Source organism: Variovorax sp. RCC_210, from assembly GCF_041355175.1.
Lineage (GTDB): Bacteria > Pseudomonadota > Gammaproteobacteria > Burkholderiales > Burkholderiaceae_C > Variovorax.
This window is the reverse complement of record NZ_JBFUPJ010000007.1, coordinates 185,378-206,197: the sequence shown is the minus strand read 5'-3', so window position 1 is coordinate 206,197 and position 20,820 is coordinate 185,378. Positions and strand designations below refer to the sequence as shown.

The window sequence follows — 20,820 nt, the reverse complement described above, 5'->3', positions numbered from 1 at the left end:
GAGCGCACCGCCATGGCAACCCCAGCCAAGTTCGCGCCGCGCAGGCGCACCGGCGGCATCAACATCACGCCCTTCGTGGACGTGCTGCTGGTGGTGCTGGTGATCTTCATCCTCACCAGCAACGCCAGCATCCCGGGCATCAAGGTCGACCTGCCCAAGGCCAGCGCCTCGGTGGCGCTGGAGAAGCCCAAGACCAAGGCCATCACCATCGACAACGCGGGCAACGTGTTTCTCGATGCCTACCCGGTGACGCTGCCCGAGCTCGAGGAGCGCCTGCGCACCGAGAAGGCGCTGTCGCCCGACTTCCCCGTGATCGTGCGCGGCGATGCCAGCGTGCAGTACGCGAAGGTGGTCGACGTGCTCGACCTGCTGCGTCGCATCGAGCTGAACCAGATCGGCCTCGTGACCGGCAAGCAGAAGTGAGGAACGCAGAGTGAAACCTCGCGACGCGAGTTCTTCCCCGGCCACGCACCGCACGGTCGCGCAGCGCCCGGCCGGGCTGTGGCGGCGCTGGGGCGGGTGGGCGATCGGCCTGGCGATCGCCGCCGCGCTGGTGGCGCTGGTGTGGCACCTGCTGGCCGACACCGCGAGCACCCGGCGCGTGGTGGCCGACGCGCCCATGCTGATGCTGCCGCCCCCACCGCCGCCGCCGCCCGAACCCGAGAAGCCGCCGGAGCCCGTGCCTGAAAAGGTCAAGCCCGAAGTGGTCGAGAAGGAGCCCAAGCCGGTCGAGCCGCTGGAGCCCCCGAAAGACGACACGCCCCCCAGTCCCTCGAAGGACCTGGGCGACCCCGTGACCATGGACAGCGCCGCGCAGGCCGGCAACGACGCCTTCGGCATCCAGGCCGGCAGCGGCGGCGGCATGAGCGGCACCGGCGCCGGTGGCGGCCTGGGCAGCGGCTCGTACGCGCGCTATGTGTCCACGCTGCTGCAGCAGGCGCTGTCGCGCGACCCGCGCACACGCCAGCTGGTGTTCGACGACATCCAGATCGACCTGTGGCTGGGCGCCGACGGCAAGACCATCCGGGTGCAACTGGTGCGCGGCACCGGCACGCCGGACATCGACGAGGCGGTGCTCGCGCTGCTGCGCGGCCTCGACCGCGTGGACGAGAAGCCGCCGGCGTCGCTGCGCTTTCCGATGCGCGTGTCCATGAAGGGGCGCCGGCCATGAAGCACCCCGAACCCTCCGCCAAGCCGGCCAGGCCGGCTGGCACGGTCCCATTCAATCCTGTGAACGAAGCGATGAACCATCTCAAGAACATCTCCCAACGGGGCACCCTGCCGGCCCTGCGCCAATGCGCGCTCGCCGCGGCCGCGGCCTGCGCGCTCGTCTTCGCGGCGGGCAACGCCGCCGCGCAGGCGGCGCCTGCCAGCACCACCGACAGCGCCATGGTCAAGCTCATTCGCGGCCTGATCCAGAGCGGCACCCTGGCCAAGGACGTGGGCGAGGCCTTGCTGGCCCAGGCCCAGACCGAGGCCATGGCCGCCCAGGTGGCCGCGCAGCAGGCCCAGCGCATGGCGGCATCGACCACCGCGGCGTCGGCAGTGGCCGCGGGCTCGGCCGGCGGCGTGCGGCTCGAAGCCGGCGACGTGCGCGTGCCCTACATCTCGCAGACCGTGCGCGACCAGATCCGCGACGAGGTCAAGGCCCAGGTCATGGCGCAGGCCAAGGACGAAGGCTGGGCCGCGCCCAACGAAACGCCCGAGTGGAGCAAGCGCATCCGCGTGGAAGGCGACGTGCGCGTGCGCAACGAGTCGCGCGGCTACGCGGGCAACAACAGCAACATCGAGATCAACTGGGCCGAGCTGAACAAGGGCTCGGGCTACGACGTCAACCCCAACACCAACCTGGCGCTGCCCTCGATCCTGAACACCCGCGAAGACCGCCGCAACCTGTTCCGCGCGCGGGCCCGCCTGGGCGTGTACGCCGACCTCACCGAGAACACCAAGGCCGGCGTGCGCCTGGCCTCGGGCAGCGACGAGAGCCCCGTGTCGACCACCCAGACGCTGGGCGGCGGCCTGAGCAAGAAGAGCGTGTGGCTCGACCAGATGTGGATCTCGCACAAGCCGGTCGACTGGCTCACCGTGACGGCGGGGCGCTTCGGCAACCCGTTCATGTCGACCGACCTGCTGTATTCGAACGACCTGAACTTCGACGGCATCGCCGCGCAGTTCGAGAAGAAGCTGGCCTCCAACCGCGACCTGTCGCTGTTCGGCACGCTGGGCCTGATTCCGCTGGAATACTCCTCGGACAACGCGCCCAGCCGCAGCCAGACCAAGATGAAGAGCGAGAACAAGTGGCTGCTGGGCGCGCAGTTCGGCGCCGACTGGAAGATCGACGAAGACAACCGCGTGCGCGGCGCGCTGGCGTACTACAACTTCCGCAACATCAGCGGCCAGGTCTCGCAACCTTGCGCGCTGTATGCCGGCGCCGACGGCTGCAGCACCGACTGGTCGCGCCCGGCGTTCATGCAGAAGGGCAACACGCTCATGCTGCTGCGCGACATCTCGCTGGACCCGCTCAACCCGGCCGGCACGCCGCAGCCGCAGTACGTGGGGCTGGCCTCTAAGTTCCGCCTGATCGACCTGAACCTGCGCTGGGACACCGCGGTGGCGGGCAACAACCTGCGCCTGGACGCCAACTTCGTGAAGAACACGGCCTACGACTCGCGCGACATCTGGAACCGCGCGGGCCTGCGCGGCGCCATCGTGAACAACTTCGGCGCCACGGGTGGCACCGGCCAGTCGGACTTCAAGAGCGGCGGCAACGCCTACATGGTGCAGGCCACGTACGGCAAGCCGGCGCCCACCGCGCGCGGCGACTGGAACGTGCTGGCCGGCTACAAGCGCATCGAGCCCGACGCGATGCCCGACGGCTACAACGACTCCACCTTCCACGGCGGTGGCACCAATGCGCGCGGCTACTTCCTGGGCGGCTCGTACGCGATCGACAAGAACATGTGGTTCACCGGCCGCTGGATCTCGACGAAGGAGGTCTACGGCCCGCCGCAGGCCATCGACACCCTGCAGCTTGAATTCAATGCGCGTTTCTAAGAAGGAGCCAGCCGTGTCCAGAGGAAACACAGTCCCGGCGCTGCTGCTTGCGCTGCTGGCGGCCACCGCCGGCACAGTGCACGCGCAGCAGGCCGGCGGGCAGAGCATGGAGGAGCGGCTTCGCGCGCAACTGCGCGCGACCACCACCCAGCTGCAACAGGCGCAGAACGAACTCGCGGCGCTGAAGGCGGGGCAGCCCGCCACGGGTGCCACGGGCACAGCGGCCGGCCAGGCCACTGCGGCTGCCCCCAAGGCGGACGTCGACGCGCTCAAGAAGGAACTGGCGCAGAGCCAGTCACAACTCGCGGCCGAACGCCAGGCGCGCGAGGCCGCCAACGCCGGCAGCCTGCAACTGCGCCAGCAGGCGCAGGCCACCGGCGAGAAGGCCACCGCGCAGATCGCGCAGTACCGCAATGCGTATGACGAGCTGCTGAAGATGGCGCGCGCCTCCGAAACCGAGCGCCAGCGCCTGGCCGCCGAAGCCACCCTGCAGCGCACCGCCCTCACGCAGTGCGAGGCGAAGAACACGCAGCTCTATGCCGTGGGCCAGGAAATACTGAAAGCCTACGAGACCATGGACGTGGGCAGCGTGCTGGCATCGCGCCAGCCCTTCGCCGCGCAGAGCCGCGTGAAGTTCGAGCAGATCGCGCAGCAGTACGGCGACAAGCTGTACGACAGCAAGTTCGACGTGCGCGCGGTGGGGGCGCCGGCACCGGCTGCTGCACCCGCAGCCGCAGCACCCGCTGCATCTGCTGCACCTACTGCAGGAGACAAGCCATGAAGCGCTTCCAGTCATCGTCGGCCGCCGCGCTCGTGGTGCTGGCGTCTTCCGTCGGCGCGGTCGGCGTGGCCCATGCACAGGCGCCCGCGCCCGTCGCCACGCCCGGCAATGCCGTGGTGGCGCGCGTCGGCGACGTCACGGTCGGCCAGGACGAGGTCGAGAAACTGCTGCAGACCCTGCCCGCAGCCGAGCGCGCCGCCGTCAAGGCCGACCGCGCCACGCTCGACGGCTGGCTGCGCCAGCGCCTGCTGAGCGAGGCCGTGCTGCGTGACGCACGCGCCAAGGGCTGGGCCGACCGGCCCGAGGTGAAGGCCAAGGTCGACGCCGCCACGCGCGAGATTGCCGCGCGCGTCGTCAGCACCAGCTACCTGGAGTCGGTGAGCCAGGTGCCCGCGGGCTTTCCTTCGGACGCCGAGGTCAAGGCCGCCTACGAGCAGGGCAAGACCGGCTACAACCTGCCGGCCGCCTACCGCGTGGCGCAGATCTTCCTGGCCACGCCCGACAAGGGCACCGCCGCCATCGCCAAGGTGCGCGACGAGGCCGGCAAGCTCGCGCGCCAGGCCCGCGGCGGCGACTTCGCGGCCGTGGCGCGCGCCAGCTCGCAGGACAAGCGCAGCGCCGAACGCGGCGGCGAGGTCGACACGCTGCCGCTCGCGCGCATGCTGCCCGAGCTGCGCGACACCATCGCGCGGCTCAAGCCCGCGCAGGTGAGCGAGCCCGTGCAGTCAGAGGCGGGCTTTCATGTCGTGAAGCTGCTCGACGTGACCCCGGCGCGCACCGCCACGCTCGAAGAAATGAAGCCGCAGCTGCAGGCCGCTTTGCGCCAGCAGCGGCAACAGCAGCTGGTGCAGGCCTACCTGGCACAGGTGGCGCCGGCCACCGCGCTGAGCATCGATGCCGCCGCGCTCGATGCCGCGCTGAAAAAGACGAACTGATCCATTCCAACCACACACACGAACAGACACACAGGGCCAACCATGAACAACACAACGACGCCTGCAGCAGCCGACGACATCGCCACGGCACCCCTTGCCGGCACGCAAGCCGACACGCTTCCCGACATGCTCGACGCCGTCACGCCCGAGCAGGTGTCCGACGCCATCAAGGCCGCCGGTGCCGCCGTCACCACCATCGAGCAGGACGGCGTGGTGCGCCTGCACAGCGCCAGCCACGGCATCGGCTTCCAGGTGCTGTGGGGCAACCCCGTGACCACCACGCAGTACACCGACTTCACCCTGAGCTGCCCGCTGCACGTGCAGGGCGGCACGCTGCCCGAGGCCGTGCTCGCCGCATGGCACCGCACCAAGCGCTTCGCGCGCGTGGCGCAGCACGGCGACTTCGTCGTGCTCGAGATGGACGTGGTGGTGGCCGGCGGTGTAAGCCCCGCCTACCTGGCCTTCGCCGTGCGCCTGTGGATGCAGATGATGGGCGAGTTCTTCCTGCACCTGCGCAACTACGGCCCGGCCTCCGAGACCCGGCCCGACGCTGCGAACGCAGCGGCTGCGAACGCAGCGGCTGCGAACACTGCGGCCGCGAACACAGCGGCCGCGGCCCAGGGCGAAGCAGCGGCCGCCTGACGATGCGCGCCACGCATCGCAGCGGTGGCACGGCGGCGGGGGCGCGCTTCGTGCTGCCCGCCGACATCCACGACTCGCCGACCACCCGCGCCATCACGGCCACCGGGCGGCAGGCGCAGCGCGCACGCCGGGCCGAGACCGTGCGGCAGAAGCAGCGCGCCGCCTTGCTCGCGCTGCTGGCGCAGACCATGGCGGAGCTGAACATCTCGATGGCGGAGCTCAGCGCGGCGCGTCGCGCGCATGCCGGTCATGCAGGTCATGCCGGGCATGAAGTGCATGACGTGCATGACGTGCATGAAGGGGCGGCAGGCGACGGCGAGTGAAGAGGGCAGGGCGGCCCTGCGAGTTCTGGCACGATCCGGGCGCAACCAGCTCGGGATCTTCCACATGAACGTCAATTCGACAACCGACGGCGCGCTGCGTGTCGCGTTGGTCACCGGCTCCACGTCGGGCATCGGCGCGGCCATCGCGCGCCGGCTCGGCGACGCGGGCTACGCCGTCGTGCTCCATTCGCGCAGCTCCGCCGACACCGGCCGCGCCATGGCCGCGCAGATGAGGCAGGCCGTGTACGTGCAGGCCGACCTCGCGGTGGAGGCCGACCGGGTGCGCCTCGTCGACGAGGCGCTCGCCGCGTGGGGCCAGCTCGACGTGCTGGTCAACAACGCCGGCATCAGCAAGGTCATCGCGCACGGCGACCTTGCCGCCGCCACGTCGGCGGTGTGGCACGAACTGCACGAGGTCAACGTGGTGGCGCCGTTCCACCTCGTCACGCTGGTCGAGCCGGCGCTGCGCGAAGCCGCGCGGCGGCGCCGGGCGGGCAGCGTGGTCAACATCAGCTCGCATGCGGGCGTGCGGCCCAAGGGCGCGTCCATTCCGTACGCGGTGAGCAAGGCCGCGCTCAACCACATGACCCGGCTGCTCGCGCTGTCGCTGGGGCCGGACATTCGCGTCAACGCCGTCGCGCCCGGGCTGGTCGACACGCCGCTGACCGCCGACTGGACGCAGGCACAGGCGCTGTGGCGCGACCGCGCGCCCATGCACCGGGCCGCCACGCCCGACGACATCGCCCACGCGGTGGCGATGCTGGTCGACTCGGACTACCTGACGGGCGAGGTGCTGCTGTCGGACGGTGGGTTGAACCTGACGTAGGGCCTGCGGCGGGCAGGACCTGCACGGTCCTGGTCCTGGTCCCGAGCCCCGCCGCGTTTCACGTGTTGCGCTTCACCTGATTCGCCAGCACATGTGCAGCTCGTCGTACAGGTCTTCGCCGACCTTCAACGCTCCAGACTCCCTGCCGAAGATCTCGAAGCCCAGCGACTCGTACAGCGCGATGGCGGCGGCATTGCCGGCGTTCACGCCCAGGTTCACCTGGCGCAACCGGGTCACCGAGCGTGCCAGCGCAAGCGCCTGCAGGAGCAGGTCGCGCCCCACGCCACGGCCCCGCGCCTCGGGCGCGACGTACATGCCGAAGATCATTCCCTTGTGCCGCAGCTTGCGCATGCCCTCGCGCCGCAGCACCACCATGCCGCACAACGTGTCGCCGTCGAAGGCACCGAAGACGCCGTTGTCCGCGTGCACTGCAAGGCGCGCGGCCACGGACTCGGGCGTGAGGTTTTCTTCTTCCTCGTAGCTGGAGCCGAAGGCGGTGGGCTCTTGAACAAGGGCGGACAAGCGCAAGGCCTGGAAGGCGGGGGCGTCGTGCGGGGTGAGGCGGCGGATGTGAAAGCGTTCGTCCGGGTTCATCAAATGCGTCTTGAAATGCGTCTGCGGCAAGAAAGGTGTTCGGCAGAACGCCCGGGGCTTTCAGCGCGGCGTTCTCTGCGCCGGATCGTAGAAGAAGGTCTCGGCCACCAGGCGCTCGCCCTCCCAGCGCTGCCACGCCACTTCTTCCATGCGGGTGGCGGTGCCGTCGAGCCACTCGAATTCGAACACCCAGCGGATCGCGACGTGGTCGCCCTGCACGAGCGCGGGCCGCACGCAGTGCGAGCGCATCGCGCGGGCCTTGGCGTGGATGGCGTGCTCGCGCGCGATGGCCGTGTCGCGCCCGATGCGCGGCGGCGACTGGTTTTCGTGCACCGCGGCATCGGGCGCGTAGAACGCCTCGACGGCCTCGGCATGGGCGTCGGCTTCGACCAGGGCGATGAAGCGTTCGAGTGTCTCGGGTATGGGCATGGCGGGGTCTTTCAAAAAACAGGGGAGGCCGCCACTGTGCGCCTCGGGGCCCCTAGCGTCGATTACCTGCACGTCATGACGCCGGGGCGCGCCTGGCCTATGCTGCGCCGATGCACGACCAAGCCCCGATGCCTTCCTTTCAGCTCGGTGAACGCCTGCGCGGCTGGCGCGAGCGCCGCGCGCTGAGCCAGATGGCGCTGGCGCTGCAGGCCGAGGTGTCGACGCGGCACCTGAGCTTCGTGGAAACCGGCCGTGCGCAGCCGGGCCGCGAACTCATCCTGCGGCTGGCCGAGGAGCTGGAGATTCCGCTGCGCGAGCGCAACGTGCTGCTGGCCGCCGCGGGCTTCGCGCCGGTGTTCGAGCAGCGACCTTTCGAGCATCCGTCGTTCGACCCGGTGCGCGCCATCATCGACGTCACGCTCGCGCGGCACCGGCCGTTTCCGGCCTTCGTCATCGACCGGCACTGGAACGTGGTGCGCAGCAACGGCGGCGTGCCGGCGATGTACGAGGGCATCGACGCATCGCTGCTGCAGGCGCCGACCAACGTGGTGCGCCTGATGCTGCACCCGCTGGGCATGGCCCCGCGCGTGCAGCGCCTGGCGGCATGGCGCTCGCACTTCGTCGTGCAGATGCGCCGCCAGTTCGACCTGACCGGCGACCCCGGCCTGGGCGCGCTGCTGCGCGAGGCCCTGGCCTGGCCCGGCGGCATGGCGCCGTTGGACGAATCGACCGGCGGGCCCGCGATGACGCTGGACATCGACACGTCCATCGGCCGGCTATCGTTCATCAGCGCCATCACGGTGTTCGGCAGCCCGGTGGACGTGACGCTTCAGGAAATCGCGCTGGAGGTGATGCATCCGGCGGATGCGTTCACGGAGAGGGTGGTGCGGGCGGCGGCGAAAGAGCGGGAGGCACGAAGCGACTGCCAAGGCAAGGCCGCTGGCAACGCGCGAAAGTAAGTCAATGCGACGGCCGTCGGAGGCGGGTTTGCGTCGGATATCCTGCACGCCGCAACGTTTTTTGAAGCCCCGAAAGAACCCATGGAAGAAGTGAAGATCCTGCAAATCATGCCCGCCGAAGGCTGGGTCGCCGTGTACGACGGCGGTGACGACGGCGAGATGGAAGAGGCCCTGGCCTGCTTCGCGCTGGTGTCGGTCGACTACCAGAACGGCGACGGCCCGCAGACCGAAGTGCGCGGCATGGCGCCCGACGGCAAGGCGCTGTCCTTCGTGGAAGACGCGGAGAACTTCGTGACGGTTCGCCGCGCCGAAGAAACGGAAGAAGACGACGACGAGGAAGAGTCCGAAGACTGAAGCGGGTGGGTAGCAAGCCGGAGCCGACGCACAGTCACCCCATGCGCACCACGGCCTCCAGCTCCACCTCCACCCACGCGCCGTCCGGCAGGCTGCTCACACCCACCGCGGTGCGCGCCGGCGGGCGGTGGCCGTCGAAGGCCACGCCCAGCACGTTCGATGCGCCGTCCAGCACGGCGCTGTGCCGGCCGAAGTCGGCATCGGCATTCACATACCCCCGCACGCGAACGATCTGCTCCACGTTCGACAGGCCTCCCGCCGCCGCCAGCAGGCCCGCGAGCGCCGACAACGCATTGAGCGCGGCCACCTCCGCGGCGTGCGTGGCCTCGAGGATGTCGCGGTCGTCACGGCAACGCCCGGCCAGCGCGCGGCCGTCGATGCGGCAGGTCTGGCCGCTCACGTGCACCCAATGCCTGTCGCCGGCCAGCGGCACCACGCAGGTGGGCGCGTAGTTGCCCTTGGGCGTGGGCGCCGGCGGCAGCACCAGGCCCACCGAACGCAGGCGCTCCTCGGGGGTGAGCGCGCTCACAGCGCCGCCCATTCGACCGCGCCGCTGAGCCAGCAGCCGACCACTTCGCCGTGCGCCCCGAAGCGCGCCTGCAGGTCGATGGCCGACGGGCTGCCCATGGCTTCGCCCTGGCGGATCGACGTGACTACCGGCGCGTCGGGCGTGCCGACCGGAATGGCGTCGGTGCTGCTCAGGTAGCCCCACAGCGCGGCCGCGGCAATGCCCGTGGCCGCGTCTTCCGGGTAGCCCGAGGAGCGCGGGAACAGGCGGGCGGCTACGACCGGGGCGCCGTCCGGGGCGCCATCGGCGCCGGCTTCGACCGCGTAGGGATACAGGCCGGTCGAATCGATGGCCGCGCACGCGGCCTCCACCTGCCCGAGCACCGGCACCAGCGCATCGAGCGCGGCGATGCCGGGCAGGCGCACCAGCGTCTTCACGCGGCTGGTGGCGGCGTTGACGACCGGTGGGTTGTGCCCGGCCGGCTGCTGCGCGCCGAGCACCTGGCAGACGCGATCGCCGAAGTGCGCGTCGACCGCCGACAGCCGTACCTTCGGCTGCGAGATCCACACGCGGGCGCGCTGCGCGTCCCACCGGGCGTCGACCACGCCGCTCAGGGTGCGGATGCGCGCGGTGGGCGTGGTCCATTCGCCCCATTCGCGAAGCGCCCACAGGGCGCCGACGGTGGCGTGGCCGCACATCTCCATTTCGTGGTTGGGCACGAAGAAGCGAAATTTCCAGTCGATGCCGGGCTCGTTCGACTCGAAGACAAAGGCCGACTCGTGGCCGTGGCGCCGGGCCACGCCCTGCATGTCGGCAGGGGTCATGCCCGCGGCGTGGCGCACCAGGGGCACGGGGTTGCCGCCGCGGGGGCCGTTGACGAAGACGCGGATGCCTGCGACATCGCGCGTTGGGGAAGGCTGCTGAGCGCTCATGTTCATGTCGTGCGGGCTCCCTGGCTCAGTCCGCCGTGGCGCCGGCCGCCTGCGCAATGCCGCGCCAGAAGGGCGCATCGCGCGCCACGGTCGCCTGCATGGCCGCGGAACTGCCGGGGGTCGCGCTCACGCCCTTGGACGCCAGGTCGGCCGCCACGGCGCGGTCGCTCAGCACGGCGGCGAGCGCGCGGTTGAACTTCTCGACCACCTTGGGCGGCGTGTCTTTCGGAAAGGCGAAGCCGTACCACAGCGTCTGGTCGAAGCCGGGCACGCCGGCCTGCGCGAAGGTGGGCACGCCGACCAGCAAGGCGTCGGGCGCCGTGGAGGCGATGGCCGTGAGCTTGTGCGCGTGGATGTAGGGCGCCAGGCCGACCGGGTTGTCGAACATGAACTGCACCTGGCCGCCGATGAGGTCGGTGTACGCGGGGGCGGCGCCGCGGTAGGGTACGTGCACCAGCGGCGACTTTGGCGCCTTCACGACATCCTTGAACTTCTCACCCAGCAAATGCGACACGGTGCCGGCGCCGACCGACGCGAAGCTCGCGCCTTCGGGCCGCTCGCGCAGCGCGGCGACGAACGACTTCATGTCGGTCGCCTTCAGCTGCGGGTTGGCCACCAGCACGTAGGGCGAGGTGCCGATGAGGCCGCCGTAGGCAAAGTCCTTGACCGGGTCGTACGACAGCTTCTTGTAGACGCCGGTGCTCACGGCGTGCGTGCTGGTGGTGGCGATGCCGACCGTGTAGCCGTCGGGGTTGGCGCGCGCGACCATGCCCGAGCCGATGGTGCCGCCGGCGCCCGCGCGGTTGTCGATGACCAGTTGCTGGCCCAGCTGCTTCTGCAGCGCCACCTGCACCGAGCGCACCACCAGGTCGGTGCCGCCGCCGGCGGGGAAGGGGACGATGACGGTGATCGGCTTGGTGGGCCAGTCCTGCGCGAAGGCGTTCACGCCCGAAAGGGCGAGCAGCGCCAGCGGCAGCGCTGCAAGACGGGCGGCAAAACGGGGTGCGAAACGGTCTGCGGCCACGCGGGCGGCACGCTGAAAAAGTCCATGCATGAATCGGCTCCAGGGGTGTGTGGGCCGATGCTAGGAAAACGCCGCGCCGGGCACGAACCGGAACGCGACAGCGGCCGATCCAGGAAGCGACAAGCTTCGAGAGGCCGCCGGCCCAGCGCTTCAGTGCCTCAATGCGAAATGGCGCGCAGCAGCCGGCCGAGGTGCCCGCTGCTGGCGAAGCCGAGCTGCAGGCTGGCCTGCGCGAGCGTCTGGCCCTGCGCCATCAGCTCGCGCGCACGCGCCGCGAGCAGGCGGCGGCGCACGTCGATGGGCGACGCGCCGAACTCCTGCAGGCAGGCGCGCTGCAGCTGCCGCTGCGACACGCCCAGCTCGCACGCGACCGCGTCGACCAGCGGCACCTGCTGGTCCCACTCCAGCGCCAGCCCGAAGCGGCGCACCATGCGCTGCCCGAGCGAGGGCGGGGCGGCGTCGGGCAGCAGCGGCAGGCTGCGCCCCACGGCGATCTGCATGACGATGGCGTCGACCAACGGCTCGGCGCTGCGCGGGTCGAGCGTGGCGGACACCAGCGCGTCGAGCATGGCCAGCGTGGCGCCGTCGAGGCGAAACGCGCCGAAGCTGCCGCGGCCCTTGAGCACTTCGGGTGCGAGGTAGAGCTCGCCGTGGCGCTGCTTCTGCGTGCTGGCCCGGGTGTTGTGCGCAGTGGCCGCCGGCAGCAGGACGGCCATGGAGCGCGACAGCTGCGCGCTGCCGGTGCGGTCGGCCGCGGCGCCGGACGGGTCGTCGATCCACGCCGTCTTCAGTCCGCCGGTCTGCGGCCACAGCAGCATCGCGCAGTCGTGCTGGTGCCAGTCGCAGTGGTAGCGCGACTGGCCGCTGTAGCGCAACGCGAAGCCGCGCGGCGCGGTCAGCGCGAGCTTGGGGGACAGATGGGCACGTGGCGTCACGGGGCGGCCTCCGAGGGCGAAAGAGGGCAGGTGCAGGCGGATGAAGACGGGTGGGCAGTCGATGCCCGGCCGGCGATTATCGGACGCCGGCCGCCGGCGGTGCGGGAAAAGCGGTCGTCCTGAAGCTGCGCACCAGCGCCTGCAGGGTGCTCGTGCGCAGGGCGTCCCAGTGCGTGCCGTCGCGCAGCAGTTGTTCCAGCGCGCCGGCCACCTGCGCCACCGCGGACCAGCCGATGCCGAGTGTGGCGCCGTGCAGGCGGTGCGCAGCGCGGCGCGCGGCGTCGATGTCGCCCAGCGCTGCCGCTTCGAGCAGCGCATGCAGGTCGTGCTCGAGCGACTGCGCGATCCAGGGGCCGTCGAGCGTGCGCTTGCCGGCGGGCAGCGGGGCGACGAAGGAGAGCGTCGCGCCGCTCCACAGCTCGAGCGTGTCCTGCAGCTTGCCGAGGGCGATGGGCTTGCTCAGCACACCGTCCATGCCCGCTTCGAAGCAGCGCTCGATGTGCGTGGCATCGTCGAACGCCGAGATCGCGATGACCGGGCAGCGCGGCCACCCGGCTTGCTGTTCCACGCCGCGCAGACGGGCTGTCAGCGCGTAGCCGTCCTGGTCGGGCAGGTCGCAGTCCATCAGCACGATGTCGTGCGGGCCTTGTTCGAAACGCAGCACTCCTTCTGCCGCGTTGCTGGCGATCACCGTGGTGCAGCCCAGGCCTTCGAGTTGATCTTTCAGCACCGCCTGGTTGATGGGCGTGTCTTCGACCACCAGCACCCGCAGCGTGCGTAACGTGCGCAACGGGCCGGCGGCCAGCGGCGCGACGCGGTGAGCGGCCTCGGGGGCCTCGGCCATCGCCTGCATGGCCTCTGGTTGCGAGGCCGTGCTGGCCACCGTGGCGAGCGCGGCTGGCAAGCTGAACGCGATGCGCGTTCCCTTGCCCGTTTCACTGCTCACCGAAATCGTGCCCTTCATGAGCTTGAGCAACTCGCGGCAGATGAACATGCCCAGGCCCGTGCCGCCGGAGCGCTTGTGGCTGTCCTTCGCCTGCACGTACGGATCGAACAGGGTCTGCTGCGACTGCGGGGTGATGCCGATGCCCGTGTCGGTCACCACCACGTGCAGCTGCATCTGCGGGGGCATCCGTGCCTTGGGCCCCGCGTCACCGTTCGACACCCTGAAGCTCACCGCCACGCCGCCGGTCTCGGTGAACTTGATCGCGTTCGACACTAGGTTGCGCAAGATCTGCCCCAACCGCACCTCGTCGAGCATCAGCAGCGGCGGGTTCGCATCGCCCTCCCAGGTCAGGGAAATGTGTTTCTCCCTGGCCCGCAGCAGGTGCAGGTCGACCGCATCGCGCACCAGCGTCGCGATGTTCACCGGTACGTATTCGATCCACTCGCGGTTGGCTTCGAGCTTGGAGATGTCCAGCAGGTCGGTCACCAGCGAGAGCAGCGTGTTCGAGCCGTTGTGCACCAGGCGCGCGAAGTGCTGCTGCCGGCGGTCGAGCGAGGTGCGGCGCAGCAGCTCGACGGCCGCGAGCACCGCGTTCATCAGCGAGCGTATTTCGTGGCTCATCACGGCCAGGAAGATGGCCTTGGCGCGCTCCTTGAATTCCGCGCGCCGGCGCTGGCGCTGCGTATGGAACGCGATGGCGGCCAGCAGCACCACCAGGAGCAGAACCAGGCCGACCTCGTGGGGATAGTGGTCGGTGATGTCGAACAGCGTGAAGTGCAGCGAAGCGTTGTGCCGGAGCCAGCTGGCGCGCGCGGTGCGAACCTCGTCGGCGCTCATCGAGGCCAGTGCCTTCTGCACGATGGCGTGCAGCACCCGCTGGTCGGTGCGCAGGCTCATGGCCATCTCGGTCGTGATTTCGGTCAGCACGCCGGACACCTGCAGCTGGTCGGAAAACTCGCGGTTCACGAAGGGCAGCAGGTAGGCCTCGGTCGCGACCGCCGCATCGGCCTCGCCGGTGGCCACCTGCCGCAGCATGGTCAGCGCCGCGCCGCCGTCGACGAGCCGGGCGTCGGGTGCCTTGGCGGAAATCACGTCCTTGTAGCGGGTGAGGTTCGGCAAGGTGACCGTCATGCCGTCGAGGTCGCCGATCTTCGAGATGAGCACCTGCTTCTTGCGCGTCACCACCACGGCCGTGGTGTCGAGGTAAGCCGACGTGTGGACCAGCCGCCGGTCGATGCCCTCGGGCCCGTTGATGCGCACGGCGGAGAGCAGGTCGAGCTTGCCCGCGAGCAGATCGTCGAAGCGAGTGGCGTCTTTTCTGCCGTAGGGCTTGTAGTCGAGGCGCAAGCCTGTCTTGCGCGACACATGGGCCAGGTACTCGGCAGACAGGCCATGCAGATGGCCGTCTTCCATGTACTCGATGGGTTGCAGGTCGGCGATGACGCCCACGCGAAGCACGGGGTGCCGGGCGATCCAGGCGCGCTCCTCGGCGGTGAAGTTCGGCGCGCCGAGCACTTCGTCGACACGATCGCCATCGTCGGCGCCGGCCATGCACGCCATCAGCAGGAGCACCGGCAGCAGCAGAACGCGAATGCCGCGCCAGAAGGGCACCGCGGCTACTCCAGCTTGTTCATGATCTTGAACAGCCCGTTGTTCGACGTGACGCCCAGCTTGCGAAACGCGGTGGCTTTCTGCGCGCTGATGGTCTTGATGCTGCGGCTGAACTTCTCGGCGATTTCGGTGACCGTCATGCCGGCCAGGTAGCAGCGAATGACCTCCTGCTCGCGCACCGACAGCGATGCCTGCTGCAGCACGTCGTCACCCGCAGCGCTCCTGGCCTCGCCGCTCGCGGTGGTGGCGTCGGCCACGTGATAGGACATTTCCGCACTCAGATAGATGGCGCCGGACGCCACGGCGCGAATGGCCCGCATCAGGCTGGTCATGTCCTCGTCCTTGCCCACGAAGCCGCGCGCGCCCACGCGCAAGGCCAGCGACACCGTGGCGGGTTCGTGGTGGGCGGAGAGCACGAGGATGCTGCAGTCCGGAAAGCGCGCCCGCAGCGCGCGGATGAGCGAGACGCCGTCGAGTTCGTCGCGACCCAGCGAGAAGTCGAGCAGCAGGATGTCGGCCGGCGCCTGCGCCATGCCGCGCATGAGTTCGCGGCTGTTCTCGTAGGAGCCGACCACATCGACCGTGGATTCGCCGGCCAGGTGGCTGACCAGTCCGTGCCGCACCACGGCGTGGTCGTCGAGCAAGGCAATGCGCAGGCGTTTCATGTATGTAGACCCTGGAATCCGGATGCCAGCCCGGTGTTGCGCGGTCGGGGCGGCTGCAGCTGGCAGCGGGGCCGCGTGGTGATTGTGGAACTTTTCGTCATGGAGCGCGCTTCTTCGCTGCGCGCCCGAGGCCGCGGTGCATCCTGGATTTCGCGATGACTTCGGTGAATGCGGGAGCAGGACGCGAGGGCGAGCCGAACGGGCGTGAGGCGCGTGGCTAGGCGGGCAGGTGGGCCTCGAGCGCCTGCGCGATGGCCGTGCTGCTCATGAAGTCCGCGCTCTCCATGGGCCGCGCCAACGCGTACCCCTGGCCGACGCGGCAGCCGAGCTGGCACAGCAGCGCGATGGTCGTTTCGTCTTCGATGCCTTCGGTGACCAGCCGCAGGTTGAACAACCTCGCCAGCGCGACGGTACCGGCAATGATCTCGCGCGACGCCGGCGTGAGCGCCACCGCACGCACCAACGTGCCGTCGATCTTCATCTCGTCGAAGGGCATCTGCGACAGCAGCGCCAACGTGGCCGAGCCGGCTCCGAAATCATCGAGCGACACCTGGATGCCCCTGCCACGCAGCGCGGTCAGCGATGCCGACAGGCTGAGCTCGTCGACCGAGGTGAACTCTTCGGTCAGCTCGATCTTCAGGCGCCGGGCCGGCAGCCCGGCGCGCTTCATCTTGCCGGCCAGCCGTTCAGCGAGGCCGGGCGTGCAGATGGTCTTGGCGGAGGCGTTCACGGCCAACGGAATGTCGATGCCGGCCTTGTCCAGCGCGAGCAAGGTCTCGATGGCGCGCTTTTCGATGTAGCTGAACAGCAGCAGGTCGAGCCCGAGGCGATTGACCATGGGGATCAGCACCGCGGGCGGAATCTCTCCGTAACGGGTGTGCTTCCAGCGGATGAGCACCTCGGCGCCCACCACAGCGCGGCTCACCAGGTCGTACTGCGGCTGGAACACCACGCGCAGGCCATCGCCGGAGGTCAGGGCGCTCACCACGTCGTCTTCGGTGGGGATGCTGCGTGAGGCCGAGGGCGTGTGCACGGGTTGTGCAACTCGAGGCAAGTCCAGCAGGTTGCCCAAGCCGGCCTCCAGGCTTTCGAGGCGGCTATCAGGCGCGATCTGCACCTGGATGCCGACCGCCAGCGCCAGCCGCGCGTGGGAGACAAGGGCGCTCACGGAGACGCCGTTCAGCGTGTGATCCCAGGCCTGCGGGGCGAGGGCGTCCGCGACGGAATCTTGAAAACCCGAGATCGAACCATCCACCTGGCCGGCGGCTTCCCCGGTCCATAGGACATGCGGAATGCGCTTGAGTCTGCCCGTTGCGTTCAGCTCCCTGAGGAGCCCGGGGAGCATCAGCCCGTCGCTGTAGTCCGAATGAATCTCGGCAACGACCACTTCGGTTTCTCGCGCGAGCAGTTCCGATGCGCATTCGGCCAAGGTCGCGGCGTGCGCCTGGTGGTTAACACCCAGGCATTCGAGGTTGGCGCCGATCTGGCGCGCCACGCGCCCTTCGCGGCTCAGCACAAGCATTCGGAGTTTCTGGAAACGGATGGCCGCGCCGACCTTGGTAAGTGTCAATTTGTTTCTCGTTGGTGTGCTTCGGGGCGGGACTTTATCGACGTGAAACCGATGCAGGAATAAGAGTAGGACTAAAAGGCCCCGCGCTTAAGAGGATTTGGTGGGACAGGATTCGTCCCATTCGGGTGGCCCTGCTTTTTCGATGGCGTGTTCGCGCGCAAGTCGGTTGGCGGCGCTCCGTAGCAGGGAAGCGCTGGGAAAAGTCCGCTTGGGGATGGCGCCAATGCATTTGGCGGGTTGTGATATTTCTCACGAACAAAAATCGGCACGACCAAGGCGCCCCAGCGATTTCTGCCTTTAGGAGCAGTCCTATTCTGGAAATCAAGTCGCCGAAATAGAGTCCGGTCCGCACTGAGGGATCGAAAGGGTCGGATCAGAGGACTGAGGCAACGACGAGATCGTCGAAAAAATTCACAGACGGCAAAGCCGAGTGGCGTGAATTTTTAAACGATTGACTAAAACCTCGAGCAAAGCCCGATTTGACAGCTGCTTTAAGAGAAATCTGAATTTCTAGAAATGTGGTTTTGCCAAAAGGTCTGAAATCCAATTTTCGATTGGCAGTTGAAAAATAACTTTCAACCCAGTCATCCTTTGCCAACTCTTGCCCGTCAGGGCGCCTTGCGAAATTACCCAATGACCGAAATGCGCGCTCCGGCTGTCGTGGCTCTTGTCCACAGCGAAGAACTCCAGCGACTGCAGTTGCGCAGCAAGCTCGAGCAATGGGGCTATGCCACCGTGCTGTTCGCCGGCCCGTCTGAGCTGCTTGCGGCCTTGGGCAAAGGTCAGCGTTTCGACCTGCTCCTGTTGGTGGACGAAGACTTCCTGACGTGGAACTGCCTGTCCGCCGTGTCCCGCGCACTCGGCATTCCTACCTTCCTGCTCACCGACGCGCTCGACTGGATGTCGCACATCGCGCCGGGCCAGCACTTTCAACCGCCGCCGCTGTTCGATTTTTCGGTGCTGAACGGGCGCGACATCGAACTCGACCTTCGCATGCAGGCGCTGCTGCAGCGCGCCCGGGAACAACAGCCGACGCTGAACGCTTCGCATCGCTCGCCGGTGCATGCCCATGCGCATTCAAACGCCTTCGCGCAGCCGACAGCACGCATGCACGCGCGTGCCGAAGCGGTGGCCCATTCGTTCTCCTGAGTTGCCGGAGCGCATCGCCTCGACGGACGCATCGGCCGCATCGGTGGCGAACAGAAATTCAAACTTGAAATTGGCAGGGGAGTGGGTATGGAAGACAGGTCTGCGTCGTTCGAACATCACGTGAGGAAAAAGCCAACGGTGGCCACGGTGGTGGGGTTCAGGTGGCGTGCCACGCTCTTTATTGCGGGTGCGGTTGTCTCGTTGGCCTCATGCGGAGGAGGGGACAGTGGGGGTGGGGCAACCTTTGCGCCGATGACGGCGCCGCAGGCGGTGGCTTCTGCGTCCGACCCGGCTCCGGCGGTGCTGCCGGTTGCGACTGAATCGACGCCGGCTGCTTCGCTAGCGCCGATTGCCGGCCAAGAAGTCGCTACAGCGGACCAGCCCGTTCCCGCGCCGCAGCCTGTTCCGACGCCGCAGCCTGTTCCGACGCCGCAGCCTGTTCCGACGCCGCAGCCTGTTCCGACACCTGTGGCTCTACCGCCCACGCCAGCGCAACCGGTCGTCAGCAGCGTCACGTTGAGCGGCAAAGCCACCTATGACTTCGTACCCAACGTCCGAGGTCCGCTGGTCTATGCCGACACGGTCGCCAAGCCAGTGCGAGGCGCATCGGTCCAGGTAGTCGATGCCAACGACGCATTGCTCGCAAGCACGACCACCGACGATCAAGGGGCCTATACGGTGCCTGTGCCCGCGCGGACGTCGATGAAGGTGCGCATACAGGCACAAGCCGTCCGTGCTGGCACCGCCGCGAGTCCGGGCTGGGACGTCAAGGTGAGCGACAACACCAAAAGCGATGCCCTGTACTCGGTGGGTTCCGCCGTGTTCTCTTCAGGCAACGCGGCGTCGACGCACAACGTGCACGCAGCGTCGGGCTGGGGCACGGAGTCTTACACCGGGCCTCGCGCGGCGGCGCCGTTCGCAGTCATGGACTCGATCTACACCGCCATGCTGAAGGTGGTGTCGGTTGCGCCGGCGACGCAGTTTCCGGCGTTGAAGGTGTTCTGGAGCATCAACAACCGCGCGGCGCCTGGCGACAAGGCGCTCGGGCAGATCGGCATCAGCCACCATTCACGCCAACCCACAGGTTCGGTGATCTACGTGCTCGGCGAGGAAAACGGCGATACCGACGAGTTCGATGCGCACGTCATCGTTCATGAATGGGGGCACTACTACCAGTCCGCGTTCAGCCGCAACGACTCGATCGGCGGCTCTCACAAAGACGGCGATCGCCTGGACGCCCGCCTGGCGTTCTCCGAAGGTTGGGGCAACGGCTGGTCGGGCATTGCACTCGGGCGCAGCAACTACACGGATTCGTCAGGCCCGGCGCAAAGCAGCGGCGGCACGTTCGATCTTCGGGAAGCGCCCACGGCCAACACGGGCTGGTACAGCGAGCAGTCGGTGCAGTGGATCTTCTGGATGCTGAACGACCGGGTCGGGTTCAAGCCGATCCATGACGCGATGATCAGCGAACGGCTTAAAGGCGGCACCGCCTTCACGACCATCCACGCCTTTGCGGCCGCATTCAATGCGCTCGCTCCGGCAAATGCGCCCGCGCTGGCTGCATTGCTTCGCGCACAGCAAATCAACGACGCGCCCAACGACCCCTTCGGGTTGCTGGAAACAAACGCAGGCGGTTTGCCGGCGGTGCCGGGCGTTCTGCCGATGCATGTCGAAATGCAGGTCGGCATTGTGAAGTCGGCCTGCCTGAGCAACGTTGGCGGCACGGACAACAAGATTGGCAATTTCAGGTTCTTCCACTTCACCGCGGCCCCAGCGCCGGCCGGAAAACACGAGTATGCGTGGACATTGGCGACGAAGAGCGCCGGAGCGAACCTCGATCTCGACTTCTTCCGGGGCGGCCGCGTTTCAAAGTTCAATCGCGGCGACTCGCCGACCGTGCTCGTCGAGTTGACCTCGGGCAGCGACTATCTCGTCGCCGTTCATGACATCAGCCGCACCGAGGCGTGCTTCGACCTCACCATCAACCAAAGATGAACACAATGAAGAAAACATGCGCCCGTGCCGTCGCTGCCGCGGTCACGTTGATCGCGGTAACGTTCGCAATAGCGACGCCCGCGGCAAATGCTGCGCCGGCGGCCATGACCCAAGCACCGGAAAAGCCAAACGGCTCCGGGGTCAGCGTGAGCTACCGCGTCGACGGTGTATCGCAAGTCGGACGCACGATCTCCGTCGCACTGGTGTTCGAAGGTGTGACCAACGCCAATGGCGCCTCCGTGACGCTTAGCACCGAACCCGGCCTGTCCATCCAGGGGGACAGGACGCTGATCTTGCCGACCGGCAAGCGAACCGAAGCCAAGGTGATTCTGCTGAGCGAACGCGAGGGGCTGTTTTATCTGCATGTCTTCACGTCGCAAGGCACTCGCAGGAGCGTTCTTTCCGTGCCGGTGCAGACCGGGACGGCTCCGCCGGTCATGAAATCGAATGGCACGTTGGTGCGCGATGCGCAGGGGCAGTTGATCATGTCGATGCCTGCGAAGTAGCGGGTAGGCTTGCGAATGAACTAACACAAGATATCTTATGTTAAATGCCGCACACGCCGCATTCTTCGCGAAATAGCTGCAA

At 68.2% G+C, this 20,820-nt stretch carries 22 protein-coding genes; 13 read left to right on the top strand and 9 right to left on the bottom strand.

The genetic code is table 11. The annotated features are described in order from the left end of the window. Positions 1–12: 12 nt before the first annotated feature. The 8 genes from AB6807_RS20860 to AB6807_RS20825 all read left to right on the top strand — a co-directional run bounded on the left by AB6807_RS20860 (position 13) and on the right by AB6807_RS20825 (position 6,561). Positions 13–423 (top strand): biopolymer transporter ExbD, encoded by a 411-nt coding sequence (locus AB6807_RS20860; protein ID WP_116913185.1) that lies wholly within the window; start codon positions 13–15, stop codon positions 421–423. Between the two features lie 10 nt (positions 424–433). Then, positions 434–1,171 (top strand): energy transducer TonB, encoded by a 738-nt coding sequence (locus AB6807_RS20855; RefSeq protein ID WP_371086074.1) that lies wholly within the window; start codon positions 434–436, stop codon positions 1,169–1,171. 71 nt (positions 1,172–1,242) lie between these two features. Beyond that, positions 1,243–3,054, top strand: coding sequence for a putative porin (locus tag AB6807_RS20850; protein ID WP_371086073.1), 1,812 nt, complete (start codon positions 1,243–1,245; stop codon positions 3,052–3,054). Positions 3,055–3,067: 13 nt separating this feature from the next. Beyond that, complete coding sequence (locus AB6807_RS20845) at positions 3,068–3,835, top strand: hypothetical protein (RefSeq protein WP_371086072.1); 768 nt, start codon at positions 3,068–3,070, stop codon at positions 3,833–3,835. Continuing rightward, complete coding sequence (locus AB6807_RS20840) at positions 3,832–4,770, top strand: peptidylprolyl isomerase (RefSeq protein ID WP_371086071.1); 939 nt, start codon at positions 3,832–3,834, stop codon at positions 4,768–4,770. Before AB6807_RS20845 ends, AB6807_RS20840 begins: the two co-directional genes overlap by 4 nt. Positions 4,771–4,812: 42 nt before the next feature. Continuing rightward, the gene (locus tag AB6807_RS20835; RefSeq protein ID WP_371086070.1) at positions 4,813–5,412 is read left to right on the top strand and encodes a YbjN domain-containing protein; all 600 of its coding nucleotides are present in this window, start codon (positions 4,813–4,815) and stop codon (positions 5,410–5,412) included. 2 nt (positions 5,413–5,414) lie between these two features. Further along, positions 5,415–5,735, top strand: a complete 321-nt coding sequence (locus AB6807_RS20830; protein ID WP_371086068.1) for a hypothetical protein — start codon at positions 5,415–5,417, stop codon at positions 5,733–5,735. Positions 5,736–5,799: 64 nt separating this feature from the next. After that, positions 5,800–6,561 carry an SDR family NAD(P)-dependent oxidoreductase gene (locus tag AB6807_RS20825; RefSeq protein WP_371086067.1) on the top strand — a complete coding sequence of 254 codons (762 nt, stop codon included), beginning with the start codon at positions 5,800–5,802 and terminating at the stop codon, positions 6,559–6,561. A gap of 72 nt (positions 6,562–6,633) precedes the next feature. Here AB6807_RS20825 and AB6807_RS20820 read toward each other — a convergent pair whose 3' ends face one another. Both AB6807_RS20820 and AB6807_RS20815 read right to left on the bottom strand, forming a co-directional pair. Then, on the bottom strand, positions 6,634–7,155 hold the full coding sequence (locus tag AB6807_RS20820) for an N-acetyltransferase family protein (RefSeq protein ID WP_371086066.1): 522 nt from the start codon (positions 7,153–7,155) through the stop codon (positions 6,634–6,636). 60 nt (positions 7,156–7,215) lie between these two features. Beyond that, positions 7,216–7,584, bottom strand: coding sequence for a nuclear transport factor 2 family protein (locus AB6807_RS20815; protein ID WP_371086065.1), 369 nt, complete (start codon positions 7,582–7,584; stop codon positions 7,216–7,218). Between the two features lie 128 nt (positions 7,585–7,712). Between AB6807_RS20815 and AB6807_RS20810 the strand changes: the two genes are divergently transcribed. After that, positions 7,713–8,543, top strand: coding sequence for a helix-turn-helix domain-containing protein (locus AB6807_RS20810; protein ID WP_371086064.1), 831 nt, complete (start codon positions 7,713–7,715; stop codon positions 8,541–8,543). 81 nt (positions 8,544–8,624) lie between these two features. Further along, the gene (locus AB6807_RS20805; RefSeq protein WP_371086063.1) at positions 8,625–8,897 is read left to right on the top strand and encodes a hypothetical protein; all 273 of its coding nucleotides are present in this window, start codon (positions 8,625–8,627) and stop codon (positions 8,895–8,897) included. 34 nt (positions 8,898–8,931) lie between these two features. On the opposite strand, the gene AB6807_RS20800 is transcribed toward AB6807_RS20805, so the two are convergent. From AB6807_RS20800 to AB6807_RS20770, 7 genes are all read right to left on the bottom strand, one after another. Then, entirely contained in the window at positions 8,932–9,426 is a 495-nt protein-coding gene (locus AB6807_RS20800) for a RidA family protein (RefSeq protein WP_371086062.1), read from the bottom strand. Continuing rightward, positions 9,423–10,343: a PhzF family phenazine biosynthesis protein gene (locus AB6807_RS20795; RefSeq protein WP_371086061.1), complete on the bottom strand. Its 921-nt coding sequence runs from the start codon at positions 10,341–10,343 to the stop codon at positions 9,423–9,425. Before AB6807_RS20795 ends, AB6807_RS20800 begins: the two co-directional genes overlap by 4 nt. A 19-nt stretch (positions 10,344–10,362) precedes the next feature. Continuing rightward, positions 10,363–11,391 (bottom strand): Bug family tripartite tricarboxylate transporter substrate binding protein, encoded by a 1,029-nt coding sequence (locus AB6807_RS20790; RefSeq protein ID WP_371086060.1) that lies wholly within the window; start codon positions 11,389–11,391, stop codon positions 10,363–10,365. Between the two features lie 128 nt (positions 11,392–11,519). After that, on the bottom strand, positions 11,520–12,296 hold the full coding sequence (locus AB6807_RS20785; RefSeq protein ID WP_371086059.1) for a helix-turn-helix domain-containing protein: 777 nt from the start codon (positions 12,294–12,296) through the stop codon (positions 11,520–11,522). 76 nt (positions 12,297–12,372) lie between these two features. Next, positions 12,373–14,853, bottom strand: coding sequence for an ATP-binding protein (locus tag AB6807_RS20780; RefSeq protein WP_371086058.1), 2,481 nt, complete (start codon positions 14,851–14,853; stop codon positions 12,373–12,375). 5 nt (positions 14,854–14,858) lie between these two features. Continuing rightward, positions 14,859–15,518 carry a response regulator gene (locus AB6807_RS20775; RefSeq protein WP_371086057.1) on the bottom strand — a complete coding sequence of 220 codons (660 nt, stop codon included), beginning with the start codon at positions 15,516–15,518 and terminating at the stop codon, positions 14,859–14,861. A 217-nt stretch (positions 15,519–15,735) separates the two neighbouring features. Next, positions 15,736–17,088 carry an EAL domain-containing protein gene (locus AB6807_RS20770; protein WP_371086056.1) on the bottom strand — a complete coding sequence of 451 codons (1,353 nt, stop codon included), beginning with the start codon at positions 17,086–17,088 and terminating at the stop codon, positions 15,736–15,738. A gap of 633 nt (positions 17,089–17,721) precedes the next feature. Here AB6807_RS20770 and AB6807_RS20765 point away from each other — a divergent pair. From AB6807_RS20765 to AB6807_RS20755, 3 genes are all read left to right on the top strand, one after another. Then, positions 17,722–18,237: a hypothetical protein gene (locus tag AB6807_RS20765; RefSeq protein ID WP_371086055.1), complete on the top strand. Its 516-nt coding sequence runs from the start codon at positions 17,722–17,724 to the stop codon at positions 18,235–18,237. A gap of 252 nt (positions 18,238–18,489) precedes the next feature. Beyond that, positions 18,490–20,232 (top strand): hypothetical protein, encoded by a 1,743-nt coding sequence (locus tag AB6807_RS20760; protein WP_371086054.1) that lies wholly within the window; start codon positions 18,490–18,492, stop codon positions 20,230–20,232. Beyond that, positions 20,229–20,738: a hypothetical protein gene (locus tag AB6807_RS20755; RefSeq protein WP_371086053.1), complete on the top strand. Its 510-nt coding sequence runs from the start codon at positions 20,229–20,231 to the stop codon at positions 20,736–20,738. The genes AB6807_RS20760 and AB6807_RS20755 overlap by 4 nt, the downstream gene beginning before the upstream one ends. Positions 20,739–20,820: the final 82 nt, after the last annotated feature.

Excerpts from the sequence above, each read along its gene's own strand:
- AB6807_RS20860 (WP_116913185.1), top strand. The coding sequence starts at position 13 with ATGGCAACCCCAGCCAAGTTCGCGCCGCGCAGGCGCACCGGCGGCATC.
- AB6807_RS20850 (WP_371086073.1), top strand. The coding sequence starts at position 1,243 with ATGAACCATCTCAAGAACATCTCCCAACGGGGCACCCTGCCGGCCCTG.
- AB6807_RS20840 (WP_371086071.1), top strand. The coding sequence starts at position 3,832 with ATGAAGCGCTTCCAGTCATCGTCGGCCGCCGCGCTCGTGGTGCTGGCG.
- AB6807_RS20835 (WP_371086070.1), top strand. The coding sequence starts at position 4,813 with ATGAACAACACAACGACGCCTGCAGCAGCCGACGACATCGCCACGGCA.
- AB6807_RS20830 (WP_371086068.1), top strand. The coding sequence starts at position 5,415 with ATGCGCGCCACGCATCGCAGCGGTGGCACGGCGGCGGGGGCGCGCTTC.
- AB6807_RS20825 (WP_371086067.1), top strand. The coding sequence starts at position 5,800 with ATGAACGTCAATTCGACAACCGACGGCGCGCTGCGTGTCGCGTTGGTC.
- AB6807_RS20820 (WP_371086066.1), bottom strand. The coding sequence starts at position 7,155 with ATGAACCCGGACGAACGCTTTCACATCCGCCGCCTCACCCCGCACGAC.
- AB6807_RS20815 (WP_371086065.1), bottom strand. The coding sequence starts at position 7,584 with ATGCCCATACCCGAGACACTCGAACGCTTCATCGCCCTGGTCGAAGCC.
- AB6807_RS20810 (WP_371086064.1), top strand. The coding sequence starts at position 7,713 with ATGCCTTCCTTTCAGCTCGGTGAACGCCTGCGCGGCTGGCGCGAGCGC.
- AB6807_RS20805 (WP_371086063.1), top strand. The coding sequence starts at position 8,625 with ATGGAAGAAGTGAAGATCCTGCAAATCATGCCCGCCGAAGGCTGGGTC.
- AB6807_RS20795 (WP_371086061.1), bottom strand. The coding sequence starts at position 10,343 with ATGAACATGAGCGCTCAGCAGCCTTCCCCAACGCGCGATGTCGCAGGC.
- AB6807_RS20790 (WP_371086060.1), bottom strand. The coding sequence starts at position 11,391 with ATGCATGGACTTTTTCAGCGTGCCGCCCGCGTGGCCGCAGACCGTTTC.
- AB6807_RS20775 (WP_371086057.1), bottom strand. The coding sequence starts at position 15,518 with ATGAAACGCCTGCGCATTGCCTTGCTCGACGACCACGCCGTGGTGCGG.
- AB6807_RS20765 (WP_371086055.1), top strand. The coding sequence starts at position 17,722 with ATGACCGAAATGCGCGCTCCGGCTGTCGTGGCTCTTGTCCACAGCGAA.
- AB6807_RS20760 (WP_371086054.1), top strand. The coding sequence starts at position 18,490 with ATGACGGCGCCGCAGGCGGTGGCTTCTGCGTCCGACCCGGCTCCGGCG.
- AB6807_RS20755 (WP_371086053.1), top strand. The coding sequence starts at position 20,229 with ATGAACACAATGAAGAAAACATGCGCCCGTGCCGTCGCTGCCGCGGTC.